General features: G+C 41.4%; 16 protein-coding genes. 1 reads left to right on the top strand and 15 read right to left on the bottom strand.

Annotated elements, in window-relative coordinates:
* Positions 1-5: 5 nt before the first annotated feature.
* From yqfD to rpsU, 7 genes are all read right to left on the bottom strand, one after another.
* A complete protein-coding gene (yqfD, locus tag NSQ54_07525; protein ID WYP27929.1) occupies positions 6-1,196 on the bottom strand; it encodes a sporulation protein YqfD in 1,191 nt (396 codons plus the stop codon).
* Between the two features lie 29 nt (positions 1,197-1,225).
* A complete protein-coding gene (gene yqfC, locus NSQ54_07520) occupies positions 1,226-1,522 on the bottom strand; it encodes a sporulation protein YqfC (GenBank protein ID WYP27928.1) in 297 nt (98 codons plus the stop codon).
* A gap of 138 nt (positions 1,523-1,660) precedes the next feature.
* Entirely contained in the window at positions 1,661-2,209 is a 549-nt protein-coding gene (locus NSQ54_07515; protein WYP27927.1) for a hypothetical protein, read from the bottom strand.
* Between the two features lie 32 nt (positions 2,210-2,241).
* Positions 2,242-3,249: a flotillin-like protein FloA gene (gene floA, locus NSQ54_07510; protein WYP27926.1), complete on the bottom strand. Its 1,008-nt coding sequence runs from the start codon at positions 3,247-3,249 to the stop codon at positions 2,242-2,244.
* 3 nt (positions 3,250-3,252) lie between these two features.
* Positions 3,253-4,611, bottom strand: a complete 1,359-nt coding sequence (locus tag NSQ54_07505) for a nodulation protein NfeD (GenBank protein WYP28520.1) — start codon at positions 4,609-4,611, stop codon at positions 3,253-3,255.
* Positions 4,612-4,830: 219 nt separating this feature from the next.
* Positions 4,831-5,274, bottom strand: a complete 444-nt coding sequence (locus NSQ54_07500; protein WYP28519.1) for a GatB/YqeY domain-containing protein — start codon at positions 5,272-5,274, stop codon at positions 4,831-4,833.
* A 30-nt stretch (positions 5,275-5,304) separates the two neighbouring features.
* Positions 5,305-5,478, bottom strand: a complete 174-nt coding sequence (rpsU, locus tag NSQ54_07495; protein WYP27925.1) for a 30S ribosomal protein S21 — start codon at positions 5,476-5,478, stop codon at positions 5,305-5,307.
* A 210-nt stretch (positions 5,479-5,688) separates the two neighbouring features.
* Here rpsU and NSQ54_07490 point away from each other — a divergent pair, with 210 nt between their 5' ends.
* Positions 5,689-6,618 carry a Na/Pi symporter gene (locus NSQ54_07490; protein ID WYP27924.1) on the top strand — a complete coding sequence of 310 codons (930 nt, stop codon included), beginning with the start codon at positions 5,689-5,691 and terminating at the stop codon, positions 6,616-6,618.
* A 43-nt stretch (positions 6,619-6,661) separates the two neighbouring features.
* Here the strand turns inward: NSQ54_07490 and deoC are convergent, their stop codons facing one another.
* The 8 genes from deoC to hrcA all read right to left on the bottom strand — a co-directional run bounded on the left by deoC (position 6,662) and on the right by hrcA (position 15,280).
* Positions 6,662-7,339 (bottom strand): deoxyribose-phosphate aldolase, encoded by a 678-nt coding sequence (deoC, locus tag NSQ54_07485; protein WYP27923.1) that lies wholly within the window; start codon positions 7,337-7,339, stop codon positions 6,662-6,664.
* Between the two features lie 15 nt (positions 7,340-7,354).
* Entirely contained in the window at positions 7,355-8,701 is a 1,347-nt protein-coding gene (gene mtaB, locus NSQ54_07480; protein ID WYP27922.1) for a tRNA (N(6)-L-threonylcarbamoyladenosine(37)-C(2))-methylthiotransferase MtaB, read from the bottom strand.
* Positions 8,702-8,705: 4 nt separating this feature from the next.
* A complete protein-coding gene (locus tag NSQ54_07475; GenBank protein WYP27921.1) occupies positions 8,706-9,458 on the bottom strand; it encodes a 16S rRNA (uracil(1498)-N(3))-methyltransferase in 753 nt (250 codons plus the stop codon).
* On the bottom strand, positions 9,458-10,408 hold the full coding sequence (gene prmA, locus NSQ54_07470) for a 50S ribosomal protein L11 methyltransferase (protein WYP27920.1): 951 nt from the start codon (positions 10,406-10,408) through the stop codon (positions 9,458-9,460). Before prmA ends, NSQ54_07475 begins: the two co-directional genes overlap by 1 nt.
* 35 nt (positions 10,409-10,443) lie before the next feature.
* Positions 10,444-11,562: a molecular chaperone DnaJ gene (gene dnaJ / locus NSQ54_07465; GenBank protein ID WYP27919.1), complete on the bottom strand. Its 1,119-nt coding sequence runs from the start codon at positions 11,560-11,562 to the stop codon at positions 10,444-10,446.
* Positions 11,563-11,704: 142 nt separating this feature from the next.
* Positions 11,705-13,546, bottom strand: coding sequence for a molecular chaperone DnaK (gene dnaK / locus NSQ54_07460; protein ID WYP27918.1), 1,842 nt, complete (start codon positions 13,544-13,546; stop codon positions 11,705-11,707).
* A 38-nt stretch (positions 13,547-13,584) separates the two neighbouring features.
* On the bottom strand, positions 13,585-14,166 hold the full coding sequence (gene grpE, locus NSQ54_07455; protein ID WYP27917.1) for a nucleotide exchange factor GrpE: 582 nt from the start codon (positions 14,164-14,166) through the stop codon (positions 13,585-13,587).
* 88 nt (positions 14,167-14,254) lie between these two features.
* Positions 14,255-15,280, bottom strand: a complete 1,026-nt coding sequence (gene hrcA / locus NSQ54_07450) for a heat-inducible transcriptional repressor HrcA (GenBank protein ID WYP27916.1) — start codon at positions 15,278-15,280, stop codon at positions 14,255-14,257.
* Between the last annotated feature and the right edge of the window lie 32 nt (positions 15,281-15,312).

The following is a 15,312-nucleotide window of genomic DNA, read 5'->3' as shown; positions in this document are numbered from 1 at the left end:
TCGCCTCAATCTCCTTGAATTATCGGTTTTTCCTTCGCAATATCTTCAATGACCTGATAATGTATCGATAGGTTCACTTTACCATTGTCAACCGCTTCGTGCAAAAGTTTTCCACTTAAAATCTCTGCATCGTCTGGTAGCTGTTCTCTTAATTCATGTTCTGCTTGTTCCATACCAACCTGCTTGGCCTCTTCCTCAGTGTACGTGCGATTAAACGAATAGGTTTCATGAATTTCCTTATGGGTTAGAGAGATAGGAAATTCCCAACCGAACAGATCAAGGGATTTCTCCTTTTCAAACTCCTGTACTTCTGGATAATCCGGTTTACCAAATCCCCAAATTGGAAGTCGCCAGTCATTGTACGTCAGTGAATATCTTGATGAATGCTTTCCTGTTAACGTTGTAAAGGAAGCTTCTAATGGAACGCTTACTTTAGAAGTGTACCATATTTCTCCTAAAACTTGTCCTTTTGCTGGCACAGTTTGCATACGATCTTCTTTTGTACCGATTGTTCCTGATACTAAAAGATCTCCAGGCATCACGTAGTCATTCACTTTCACTTCAGGGTGACCATGTTCAACAAACATTTTATAAATAACTGCCTTCTTTGAGGCAACTAAATGTCTAGGACTCAATAACTCGGCTTCTTCAGGTAATTGATGCTCAACAATCTCAAACTCATAGATCGTTCCTTTTTGCCTTACCCCAATCCAGGTTGCATCTGTTACTCTCTGTTGAATCTCCTGTTGGATTTTCTCTACTGGTGGCAGCTGTGCTTGGAACGTCCCTCTTTTAATACCAAGTTCTGTTGCAGCTTGTTGAACTTCATTTGCGATTTTTGGTGAGCCCCCTTTTACCTGTATACCCCAGACCATCTGAGAACATACCAGCATTAAGACAAAGAAACTTAGTAGACCAAGAGTAAATCCGCTACGTTTTTTCATCTTCATCAGTAAGAAAGGGATACCGTATCGCCTCTTAAAGTACAGCTTACATTCATACTGTTTACGTAACCTCTTCAACATCACGATGTCTCCTAAAGCAATATGAAAGCCAATTCGATCCTCACCCATTTTTCGGACCGACCAAATGGCTAGTCCATTATGCAAGCATGCGTTTAACAGACGCTCTGTGTAAACGCCTGTTAATTCAACAAACACGTAGCCCTTTAAGTGTGTCATCCAATGATTTAACATAATATCCCCCTTTATCAACACAATCTATATTAGGAGTGATCATCTGAGTCATTGATGTAGATTACTTGATCAATTCTACCTTCAAGCAATAACTCTTCCGGATAAATGGTTTTGATCACAAATTGGTCCCCTTTGATTAATACTTGGCCTTGCTTTAATAACAACCGTAATTCGGAAGTTGAAAACCTAAGTACTCCTTTATGATTTTCAATATAGATATGCAACTGACCAATCATCGTAATCCTGGGCAGGTCCATCATGACATCTGCGGGAAGCTGCATATGCTGCATCATCCATTTTCGTACAGGTCCCATCAGTTTTCCCATGCACCATTCCCCCTCCATGTATGCTTATGTTAAAACGAAGCAGGATATCACTTTATTCCACATCGGAGCGTACGTGAAAACAAAAAAAGAACACAGATGAAAGTCTAAAGACCTCCATCTGTGTTCTGTGTGTTTAAATTACTTATGACGCGTTGGTGCAAATGCTTTATGTGGGTTTCTTGAGCGAGGCTTGCCAAGAACTTCTGCCCACACAACAGCTTTCATCGCTTCTTGTTTTGATAAGTTTTTCACACTTATATCAAGGTGACCCGAAGAATGTGTACGGTTATCAGACGTGACACTCAGCTGAACCTGCCTAGGAGCCTGTTCCTCTGTTTCACGCTTTCTTCGTTTATATTCTTCTAGCCTATCATATAATTCATTTCTACCATTTGTTGCTTGAGTCGTCTCTTGTTCACGATGTTGAGAAGGGGCATATTGATCCGTCACCATATCCGGCTCTTGTTGCTGCCTTGGTTGGGGCTCTGCTTTTACCTCTTCTTGTGTAAAGATATCGCGCCAATTGATTTCTTTTGACTCCTCTTGCTTTTGTTGAGGTTGGTTTTGACCCTGTTGTTGATTCGTTTGCCCCGCACCTTTAACCATACGACCTAAAAAGCTAATAATCGCTATGATAAAGAAGATTAAAAGGGGGCTTCCGAGTAAAGTCGAAATTAACTCTTCCACTGTGTATCCCTCCTTTTCAAAGGAAAGGCAAATTAGTTACTATCGTTGTTTGTTGAATCATTATCATCCGTTGACTTACTAATGGAATCTCTCATATCAGTATCTGCCATTACGTTCTGATAATTCATGTAATCCATTACACCCATGCGACCTGTGCGTAGTGCTTCAGATAACGCAAGTGGTACTTCTGCTTCGGCTTCCACAACTTTTGCACGCATTTCTTCAACACGCGCTTTCATTTCCTGCTCTTGTGCTACAGCCATTGCACGACGTTCCTCTGCTTTTGCTTGTGCAATGTTCTTATCAGCTTCCGCTTGATCTGTTTGTAGCTCTGCACCAATGTTTTTACCAATATCAATATCGGCAATATCGATGGAAAGGATTTCGAATGCTGTTCCTGAATCTAATCCTTTTGATAATACGGTTTGAGAAATCATATCAGGATTTTCAAGGACTTTCTTATGGTCTTTTTGCGAACCAATTGTAGAAACAATCCCCTCACCAACACGAGCGATAACCGTATCTTCACCGGCACCCCCGACAAGGCGATCAATGTTTGCACGAACCGTAATTCTAGATTTTGCTTTGATTTCAATACCATCCATTGCCACACCAGCGATGAAAGGTGTTTCAATTACTTTAGGGTTAACACTCATTTGAACAGCTTCAAGTACGTCACGACCTGCTAAGTCGATAGCAGCCGCACGTTCAAATGGCAATTCAATGTTTGCGCGTTGTGCTGCGATTAGAGCATTAACTACGCGGTCCACATTACCACCTGCTAAATAGTGTCCTTCTAGTCTTGACGTATCTAAGTCAATTCCTGCTTTTACCGCTTTGATTAACGGGTTTACAACACGAGCAGGTACAACTCGACGAAGTCTCATCCCAATTAACTCAAAAATACTGATTTTCACTCCTGCAGCAATGGCTGAGATCCATAGTGCAACTGGAACAAATGTAAATAGTACAGCAAGAAGTATAATTACTACTGCTATAGCGATAAGAATGAAAATCGTTCCATCATTATCAAATGGCATATCTTATTCCTCCTTTTGTTTATGATCAATCTGCACTTCTCGAACCACAATACGTGACCCTGATGTATAGACGACCTTCAATAAGCTACCTTGTTCAATATATCCACCCTCTGAAACCACGTCAAGGCGTTCTTCACCAAACTGAGCAAATCCAGCAGGACTTAGTCTCGTTAAAGCCTTACCATGCTGGGAAAGAAGCTCCGCACGCGTCTCATTAGAAAGATATCCTTCTTCACTTGTTGTTGATGTTTTTAAGACCATTTTCTTCCACGGCCCGCGACCTCCAAGGAAACGGAATAAGAGGATCGCAGCTAATAATGATACGATTAAAGCCACTCCTACTGCAAAAAGCATTGTTGCGGTCGAAAAGGATGCTAAGAAAAGACCACTGATAATGGACGCAATACCTAACACCCCAAACACCCCAAAGCCAGGTATAAAAATCTCTATGACAATGAGGATCACACCTACAGAAAAGAGAATAATGGATTCCCATCCTGCAAAACCCGCAAACAAATGACCAAAAAAGAAGAGTCCTAACGACGCAAGCCCTATCATTCCTGGAATACCAAATCCCGGAGTATATAACTCTAAAATCAGACCCAAACTACCTACTGATAATAGGATTGGAATGACGATCGGGTTTGTCACAAACCGAGCAATCTTTTCAGCAAAACTGACTTCAGAGTTAATTACTTCTGCATCAGGTAAATTCACAATATCCAACGCAAGTAACTCATCGATCGATCTAGCTGTGCCTTCTGAATACTTAACCTCTATGGCATCCTCTGCACCAAGTGTTAGATAGCTTCCTTCTGGTGAGTTAAATTGCGGGAGATCATGGTTAGTACTTGCCATAGCCAATGCAAATTGAGGATCCCTTTTATTTTTCTCTGCGGCATTTTTCATTTGATTCAGCCAATAGGATTGCGCTTTTTCTTCTGCCGCATTCCCTGCTCCATCAATAACTCCAGCCGCTCCCATGCTTCCTTGTGGATGCATAACAATTTGATCTGCATTTAAAGCAATGTATGCCCCCGCTGAGATCGCATCTGGATTAACATAGGCCGTAGTAGTGATATCCGTTTGGTTAAGAAGCTGAGCAATGTTTCCTGCCGCATCAACTGCTCCACCCGGTGTATCAATATCTAAGATAATGTGATCCGCTTGCTCTCTTTCAGCTTCAGCAAGTGCACGTTCAAGAAATTTCTCTAATCCTCGCTCAACTGTTTGCTCAATTGGTATAACATAGACACTCGGTTTATCCTCCGTCGTTGTTGCTACCATGTACAATTGGAAAGGTATTAATAGAATTCCAAGAAACAGAGCTGAAAGTGATAATAAGAGAATGGCTTTCCTCATTCGGTTCACACCCTCCCCCCTTCCAGAGATGTATAGTATCATGTACGAATGAACGAAAATAAGGTTTCACTTTTTTTCACTCGTTTGATTTTTTTCTCAGTTACTTTAAGTGTAGCACGATGTTCATAGGACATTCCACTTTTCGGCGGTGACGCTTTCATGACGGTTTGCTCAAATGACAAAAAGCCGATCTCAAGGAGACCGGCTTTGAATACATTTTTATGAAAGCGACTCTAGAACGAGACGATTAATCACAGATCCATCTGCCTTACCTTTAACCTTAGGCATAATGGCACCCATAACCTTACCCATGTCCGATTTGTTCTCGGCACCGGTTTCGGCAATCGTTTCTGCTACGATTTGTCTCACTTCATCCTCAGTAAGCTGCTCGGGCAAGTACTTATGAAGGACAGCAATTTCTTCACGTTGCCGCGTCGCCAGATCTTCACGACCCGCCTGCTCAAACTCGTGGAGGGAATCCTTGCGCTGTTTAAGCTCACGATTCAGCACCGTTAGGCTATCTTCTTCAGATAATTCATGCCCTAGTTTAATCTGCTCATTCTGAATGGAAGCTTTGACCATCCGTATTACAGCTAGTTCTAGTTTATTTTTACTCTTCATCGCTAGCTTCATATCCTGGTTTAACCGTTCAAGAAGACTCAGGTGAATTCACCCTTTCAAAGAAAGCCTAAATTAGAATTTACGTTTTCTAGCGGCTTCAGATTTCTTTTTACGCTTCACACTAGGCTTTTCGTAGTGCTTACGTTTTTTAACCTCAGCCAACGTTCCCTCTTTAGAGATAGACTTCTTAAAGCGACGAAGTGCAGCATCAATCGATTCGTTTTTGCGAACGCGAGTTTCTGCCATGATATTTCCCTCCCTCCGAAAACAACCAAGCTCAAGACGCAGATATGCTTCATACACGTCTTTAGCTATTATAATATATTTGATTATAATCGGTCAACCGTCTTTCGGCAACCCTAAACTGTTAATTTGTGCGTTTTCATTACGTTTTTCGTGCAAAAAGTGCACATGAAACCTACACCCTGTCCATATGCATGGTATAGAGGTGACGACATGTTCGCAGAAATCAGTACCCGCTTTATCGCCTATCTAGCTATTTTTTTATTTGGATTAATTGTGATGAGACACGGCCTTTACCAGCTAGCTCAAGCTAGATTACAAGGATGGCTTACCACGTTGACTGATTCTGCTTGGAAAGGGATGCTAATTGGCATGATTATTACGGCCATTCTCCAAAGTAGTACAGCCGTAATGGTGATGTTAGTTGGGCTAGTGGCAGCGAGGATGATCCCATTCACTCATACGATTGGTGTCATCTTAGGAGCGAATATCGGTACAACAATCACTGCTGAATTAATTACCTTTCAGATTGATTCATACGCCTTATGGATTCTAGCAATAGGTATGATCCTTCTTCTTGTTCGTCATAGGCTGACATATTCACTAGGCAGTTTATTCGTTGGACTTGCCTGCTTATTTTTATCAATGAGTGGTTTCTCTTCCTTAGCAGAGCCTGTCGCAGCCTTCCCCGCTGCCGTAAACTTCTTTGATTGGGCCTCATCTTACTCTGTAAACGGAATGCTTGTGGGCGCCATTTTAGCTGCAATTATTCAATCCAGTACAGCATGTATCGCCATTGCCATGGGCTTTTTAGAGGATATGAGTATGAGTCTGCCAACAGCCATTGCGATTATGATTGGTTCTAACATTGGTACTTGCTTAACTGCACTTCTTGCAAGCATCGGAACAAATCAAGCTGCTAAAAAAGTTGCTTTTGCAAACGTTTGGGTGAATACGCTTGGAGCTCTTTGCTTTCTCCCATTTATTCATGGGCTAGCAAATATTTCGATGCTGTTATCCGATCATCCTAGTGTACAGCTTGCTCATGCGAGTGTGTTGTTTAATGTCATTTGTTCGATCCTACTTTTACCTCTTGTTAAGCCATTTACGAAATTTATTGAGTTCATTCATCGCAAGCATTAACAAAAAAACAGGTATTTGAGCAATGCTCAAATACCTGCTTTTTTTAATATCCTGATTCGCCTTGTAACCCTTTCATGATCGCTACACCCGAGCTTGCTCCAATACGGGTTGCACCTGCCTCAATCATTTGTTCGGCGTCCTCTAAGCTTCTTACTCCGCCAGAGGCTTTTACTCCTACTTCTGGTCCAACTGTTGTGCGCATTAACTCAATATCCGCTACCGTTGCACCACCCGTTGAAAATCCAGTTGAGGTTTTTACGAAATCTGCACCTGCTTTAACTGCAAGTTCACATGCTGCTTTTTTCTCCTCATCTGTTAACAGACAGGTCTCAATAATTACTTTTACTAATGCTTGACCTTTTGCTGCATCTACAACCGCACGAATGTCTTCCTCGACAAGCGTATGGTTCATTGCTTTAAGCGCCGCAATATTGATAACCATGTCTACTTCATCTGCACCGTCTTTAATGGCCTGAGTGGTCTCAAATGCTTTTGTAGCTGTTTGATTTGCACCGAGTGGGAACCCTATAACTGTACATACCTTTACCTCATCAGACCCTTTTAAAAGATCTGATGCAAGTGGGACCCATGTAGGGTTTACACAAACAGAAGCAAATTGGTACGTACTCGCTTCCTCGCAAAGAGTACGAATTTGTTCTTCTGATGTATCTGGCTTTAGGGCAGTATGATCAATCAATGCAGCTAAACTTTGTTTAGTCATAATGTGACCTCCGATTTAATAGTTCACTACTTTTTGTTGGGTTTCTTCATCTTGCATCACACGAACAAAATCAGCGTCATTAACTGGGTAACCGGGCTTAGTAAGCTTCACTTTTACAATATGCCCGATAAAATCTTCACTTAGCTTCACTCGTACACGAAGATAATTATCTGTGTAGCCTACTAAGAAGTCAGGATGTTCTTGATCTACTTCCTCAGGAATCATTTCTAGCACTTCATCGTGGAATGTAGACGCATATTCCTTGGCAAGCTGATCAGATAATTGAATAAGCTTATGAACACGCTCATTCTTTATCGCCTCATCCACTTGCTCGTCCATTCTTGCAGCTGGTGTTCCTGTACGCTTAGAGTATGGGAAGACATGAAGCTCACTAAATTTATGCTTTGCGATAAAGTCATATGTTTCCTGGAATTCTTCTTCCGTTTCTCCAGGGAATCCAACAATGACATCAGACGTCACCGCAAGACCAGGCAACGCTTCTTTTAGACGATCCAATCGCTCTGCAAAGAAGCTCATTGTGTACTTACGTCTCATTCTCTTTAGAACAGTGTCAGAGCCCGATTGTAGCGGAATATGCAGATGACGTACTACTTTCTCGGAATCATTAATAACAGCGATTACTTCATCTGTCAGCTGACTTGCTTCAATAGATGAAATACGAATTCGTTTCAGACCTTGTACGTTCTCAAGATCTTTTAATAGACGTGCTAAACTGTAGTCTTTAAGGTCCTCTCCATAGCCACCTGTATGAATACCAGTTAAGACAATCTCTTTGTAACCAGCTTCAACAAGCTGAGTTGCTTGCTTGATGACATCCTCTGGCTGTCTTGATCTCATGAGTCCTCGCGCCCAAGGAATAATGCAGAATGTACAGAAGTTGTTACAGCCTTCTTGGATTTTTAAAGAAGCTCTTGTACGATCTGTGAAAGCCGGTACATCTAACTCTTCATATACACGAGATTTCATGATGTTGCCAACACCATTAATTGGTGTACGTTCTTGCTTAAATTGTTCGATGTAACTAATCATTTTCGTACGATCTTGTGTACCAACTACAATATCAACGCCCGGAATTGCCATAATCTCAGCTGGTGAGGTTTGGGCGTAGCAGCCTGTAACACAAATAACCGCATCAGGATTCTTACGAATGGCACGACGAATGACCTGACGACTTTTCTTGTCCCCTGTATTTGTTACAGTACATGTATTAATAACATAAACATCCGAAGCTTGTTCAAACTCTACTTTTTCGTAATTCTCACTTTTAAATAATTGCCAAATCGCTTCTGTTTCATAATGGTTCACTTTACATCCTAAAGTGTGAAATGCGACCGTAGCCATACAATCACCTCATTAATTCATAATGGTACGAAATCGCTGCGAGCGCTGCAAGCGATGCTGTTTCCGTACGTAATATTCTGGGTCCTAGTCCACAGGCTTTGGCACCCGCACGCTCAAATTCCAGTTGTTCTTCTTTTGTTATTCCGCCTTCTGGACCAATAATCAATAACAAAGAATCACCTGGATTCAGTCCTTGTAGCTGGGCTGCAAAAGCTTGAGTTTCATTAGCCTTTGCCTCTTCTTCTGCCAACACAACGCATGCTGTAAATGTGTTAATCAATTCCGCCAGTTGTTTTATTGAAGAGCTAGAATGTATCGTTGGAACGATTAATCGATAGGATTGTTCAGCTGATTCTTTTGCAATTTTCTCCAACCGCTCCTGTTTCTTTGCACCCTTCTTAGCGTCCCATTTCACAATCGAACGAGCTGCAGAAAAAGGCAAAAATCCCACTGCCCCAAGCTCCGTCCCTTTTTGCACAATGAGATCAAGCTTATCCCCTTTAGGTAGGCCTTGAGCAATCGTAACCGAAATAGGAAGCTCTGTATTTGTTTGAAGCTCCTCTTTAATCAGAGCTGTCACTTCAGTCATTGCAACGGTTTCCAGCTCACATGAAACAGCTCGTTTATCTTGGTTAATACAAACAATCAAATCCCCTGGTTGCATACGCATTACTTTTGTAATATGAGCTGCATCATCCCTACCAATTGTGACACGCTTGTCCGACATTTGCTCATTTTCTACAAAGTACCGTTGCATTACTTAGAATCCTCTGGTTTGATAGCTGTCATTGCTACCCAATCTTCCATCTCAGTGATTTCAGTAATCAGAAATCCAGAAGCAGTTAATGCATCTTTTACATCTTGTTTTTTACGTTGAATGATACCTGATGTTACGTATGTGCCACCTGGACGTAGAATGGAAAAAACATCATCTGTAAACGAAGTAATGATTTCAGCTAAAATATTTGCGACGACTAAGTCATATGACTCAGGCTCCACACCTTTTACTAAGTCGTTTTGCTTCACATCAATGATAGAGGTCGCTTGATTTAGTTCTACATTACCAATCGCGCTTGTAACTGCTACATCATCTAAATCGTAAGCATCTACTTTTTCAGCTGCAAGCTTTGCCGCAGCAATAGCAAGCACACCAGAGCCCGTGCCTACATCTAAGACACGGTCTCCAGCAGTGATTGTTTTTTCGATCGCTTGAATTGACAGAATGGTTGTTGGATGGGTTCCTGTTCCAAACGCCATTCCCGGATCAAGCTCAATAATCATTTCACCTTCATTTGGCGTATATTCTTCCCATGTCGGGATAATGGTAATCTGATTAGAAACTTTTATGGGATGATAATACTTTTTCCAGGCAGTAGCCCAATCCTCTTCATCCACCTCAGATACGGTAACCTTGTTTTTACCAAGGTCAATCTGATGAGCAGTTAGGCCGTTAATCTCACCTTTTGTCTCTTCGATTGTTTCATTTAGAAAGCTATTCACAGGGAAATAAGCTTTAACGATCACTCCTTCTTCAGGATAATCATCTGGTGAAAGCTCATACACCTTTCCAAACTCTAAATCCCAATCTTTCACTAAATCGCTTGGATCCTCAATGACAACTCCACTTGCACCTGATTGGTGAAGGATATGACATACCGGTTCTACTGCCGCTTGTGTTGTATGAATGCTGAACTCTGCCCATTTCAAGCTAAAATCACTCCCATAATTCGTTTCGTACTTAGTTATTCGCCTTTAAATGCTCGTTTCACTTTAGAAAAGAATGAATCCTGTTCTTCAATGGTATGACTACCGTTTGTTTCCGCAAACTCTCTCATGATATCTTTCTCTTTCTCACTTAGGTTTTTCGGCGTCACTACGCGGACAATCACATGCTGATCTCCTTGTCCACGACCATGTACATTCGGCACACCTTTACCACGTAGTCTAAAGTTTGTTCCAGTTTGAGTACCTGCAGGGATCTTCAGCTTGATTTTCCCATTTAACGTTGGCACCTCAATTTCATCACCTAAAGCTACCTGTGTAAATGTAAGAGGCATTTCACAATGAATGTCTTCCCCATCACGCTCGAAAAATTCATGCGGCTTAACGTTGAATACAACATATAGATCTCCAGCTGGACCACCATTCGTGCCTGGTTCCCCTTGTCCAGATACACGCATTTGTTGACCATGATCAATTCCTGCCGGGACTTTCACATTGATCTTCTTACGCTTACGCACTTTTCCTTTACCGCCACAAGTAGAACACTTATCTTTAATGGTTTTACCTGTACCTTCACAGTGGTTACACACTCTGCGGTTCACAACACGACCGAATGGTGTATTCTGTTCTACATTTAATTGACCAGATCCACCACAGTGTGAACATGTCTCAGGCTTCGTTCCAGGCTTCGCCCCTGAACCAGAACATGTATTACAGTTTTCTTCACGTGGAATTTCAATTTCCGTGTCTTTACCGAAGACAGCTTCTTTGAACTCTAGAGTCATTGTGTACTGAAGGTCTGCACCTTGACGAGGGCCGTTTGGATTACGTCTGCCACCGCCTCCACCACCGAAGAACATATCAAAAATATCGTTAAAACCGCCGAAATCTCCTCCAGCTCCACCACCAAAACCTTGGTTCGGATCTGTATGTCCAAATTGATCATATTGAGATTTCTGCTGCGGATCACTTAATACATCATAGGCTTCTTTTACTTCTTTAAATTTCGCTTCAGCATCATCTGCTTTATTCACGTCTGGATGATAGGTACGTGCTAGCTTTCTATAGGCTTTTTTAACCTCATCAACAGAAGCATTTTTATCTACTCCGAGTACTTCATAGTAATCTCGTTTACTCACGTTATCCACTCCCGACCAATTAAAAATACGCTAATTACTCATAACGTTCATCATACCATCTCTATGCAATAAGGCGCAAGATGCGCTCTAGTCAAAGAAAAAGCCAAAGTCCTACATGCTGACTTTGACTTTTCCACATTACTTACTTATCTTTTTTGTCTTGATCTTCGTCTTGTACTTCTTCGTACTCAGCATCTACAACTGAATCGTCTTGGGCATTTTCTGCTCCGCCCTCTTGATTAGCTTGTGCTGCTTGAGCCGCTTGCTCGTACATTTTTGTTGTTAGAGCCATAACAATTTCTTGAAGCTCGTCTTTCGCTGTGCGGATCTCTTCAAGATTATCTGCTTCGATTGCCGCTTTAAGCTTCTCTTTTGCAGCTTCTGCTTTTTCCTTCTCTTCTTGCTCAACATTATCGCCTAAATCTTTAAGCGTTTTGTCTGTAGAGAATACAAGCTGATCTGCTTCGTTACGAAGTTCTACTTCTTCACGACGTTTTTTGTCTTCTTCAGCATTTGCCTCAGCATCTTTAACCATTTGTTCTACTTCTTCATCTGATAAACCTGAAGAAGATGTGATTGTAATTGATTGCTCTTTATTTGTTCCTAGATCTTTTGCTTTTACATTTACGATACCATTGGCATCAATATCAAAAGCAACTTCGATTTGTGGAACTCCACGTGGTGCTGGTGGGATGTCCGCTAATTGGAAGCGACCTAGCGTTTTGTTATGAGCAGCCATTTCGCGCTCACCTTGTAATACATGGATATCAACAGATGGTTGATTATCAGCAGCTGTAGAGAACACTTGTGATTTTGATGTAGGGATTGTCGTGTTACGATCGATTAACTTCGTGAACACTCCGCCCATTGTTTCAATACCAAGTGAAAGTGGTGTTACGTCAAGAAGAACAACATCTTTAACGTCTCCAGTTAAGACACCAGCTTGAATCGCTGCTCCAAGTGCTACTACTTCATCCGGGTTTACACCTTTATGAGGGTCTTTACCAGTAAGTTGTTTGATTGCTTCTTGCACAGCAGGAATACGAGTTGATCCACCAACTAGAACAATTTTATCAATTTCACTTGCAGAAAGACCTGCATCTTGCATCGCACGGCGTGTTGGCGCAAGTGTACGTTCTACAAGATCAGAAGAGATCTCTTCAAATTTAGCACGGCTTAGTGAGATTTCAAGGTGCTTAGGACCTGTAGAATCAGCTGTGATAAATGGAAGTGAAATTTGAGTTTGTGTTACACCAGAAAGATCCTTTTTCGCTTTTTCAGCAGCATCTTTCAAACGTTGTATCGCCATCTTATCTTGTGAAAGGTCAATGCCATTGTCTTTTTTGAATTGTTCTACAAGGTAGTTAATGATCACTTCATCAAAGTCATCTCCACCAAGCTTGTTGTCACCAGATGTTGCTTTAACTTCGAAGAATCCGTCACCTAGTTCAAGAATAGATACGTCAAACGTACCGCCACCTAAGTCATAAACAAGGATTGTTTGGTCTTCTTCTTTTTCAAGTCCGTAAGCAAGTGCAGCTGCTGTTGGCTCGTTGACAATACGATCTACTTGAAGACCAGCGATTTTACCAGCATCTTTTGTTGCTTGACGTTGAGAGTCATTAAAGTATGCAGGCACTGTGATAACAGCGTTTGTAACTGTCTCACCTAGGTACGCTTCTGCGTCTGATTTAAGCTTTTGAAGAATAATAGCTGAAAGCTCTTGAGGTGTGAACTCAGTTCCTTCAATTGTCTCTTTATAGTCTGTTCCCATGTGACGCTTAATCGAAATAACTGTGTTAGGGTTTGTCACTGCTTGACGCTTTGCAACTTCCCCTACTAGACGCTCACCATCTTTAAAAGCGATAACTGATGGTGTTGTGCGGTTACCTTCTGGGTTAGGGATGACTGTTGCTTCCCCACCTTCCATTACTGCAACACATGAATTCGTTGTTCCTAAGTCAATTCCAATAATCTTACTCATATCGGATCTTCCTCCTGATTTGTTCATTTTTTTTGGTGTTAGGCGTTTACTTTTACCATTGAAGGACGTAATACACGATCCTTTAGCTTATAGCCTTTTTGAAGCTCTTCAACGACTTGATTTGATTCAAACCCTTCCTCTTCTACTTGCATGACTGCTTGATGTAGATGAGGATCAAACGGTTGACCAACTGTTTCGATAGCCGTTACGCCTTCTTTTTTAAGCGCTTCTTGAAGCTGGTTGTAAACCATATTTAACCCTTGAGCTAGTGATTTTGCTTCCTCACCCTCTGGCTTAACAGAAAGGGCGCGCTCGAAATTATCTAAAGCAGGAAGCAATTCTTCAATAAAGCCCTGCGCTCTATATTTAGCAGCCGCTTCCTTCTCCTCACGAGAACGTCTACGGAAGTTATCATAATCAGCTTGTACTCGCAATAAACGGTTGTTTAGATCAGCAATTTTTGCTTGATGAGCTGCTTCCGCAGATTCTTCGTCTGCTTCATCCTGCTCTTCAATGACTTGCCCTTCCATCACATCAGCCATTTCTTGCTCTTGATCTTGCTCTTTTTGTTCAGCTTCTTCTTGTTCTTGCTCATGTTGTTGTTTGTTTTCATTACTCACGTAACATTCACCTCCATAACCCATTAACTATGTATTGATGACTAGAACGAATAAAGGTACGCTCTAGTCACTATTACCAATTCGTGTGTTATTGATACAGCTTTGTCAATAACCTTGTTAAATCTTTTGAAAGGTAATCAACAACCTTGATGGCCCGATGATATTCCATCCGAGTGGGACCAATAATCCCAATTGTACCAACATGTTGGTTGCCAATTGAATAATCAGCCGTAATCATACTGCAATCATCAAATGCTTCAAGCTGATTTTCATGGCCAATTTTCACTTGTAGCCCAGTATTCTGTGTTCGAAGGAGCTGATGCATGCTCTGATCTTCTTCTAAGAAATTAAAGAGCAAACGAACTTTATCTACATCCCTAAACTCAGGCTGGTTCAAAATGTTTGTTTTCCCGCTATAAAACACCTTATGTGGGCGTTCCATCGAAAGGGAAAGCTGCAAACTTTCAAGCAATGAGTCATAAGCCTTTACGTGTTCACGCATGACTTGTGCCATTTCAGTTTGAATAGCAGACTGAAGTTTGTAAAGTGGAATTCCCATAAGTCGTTGATTCATGATATTAACCAAGCGTTCCAAATCTGATGGATCAATTCTTTCAGAAAGATGAAGCATTTGGTTCTCAACATGACCAGTAGTGCTAACGAGAATTAAGATCGCCTTTTCAGAAGACAAAGGCACAATTTGCACATTACGTAATCTTGCATCTTCCATTTCTGGACCAAGCACAATTGAAATATAACTTGTCATTTCTGAAAGAATACGCGCAGACTGTCTAAACATCTCTTCAAGCTCTTGAGCCTGAGATGAAAAGACTGTATGAATACTTTCTTTTTCTTTCACTGTTAGCCGGTGAGGCATTAACAAGTGATCAACATAGAAGCGGTAGCCCTTTTGTGAAGGAATTCGCCCAGCTGAGCTATGTGGCTTTTCAAGAAAACCAAGCTCTTCTAAATCAGACATATCATTCCTAATCGTAGCAGGACTAAACGAAATATCTTGACGCTTTGAGATGCTACGAGAACCAACTGGCTCCGCAGAACGAATATATTCATCAACTATCGCACTCAAAATGGACAATTGTCTTTCTGTCAGCATCCCGAATCACCCCTGTTAGCACTCTCTAATTA

Source organism: Alkalihalobacillus sp. FSL W8-0930 (assembly GCA_037965595.1).
Classification (GTDB): domain Bacteria; phylum Bacillota; class Bacilli; order Bacillales; family Bacillaceae_D; genus Alkalicoccobacillus.
This window is presented reverse-complemented; position numbering and strand designations above follow the sequence as displayed.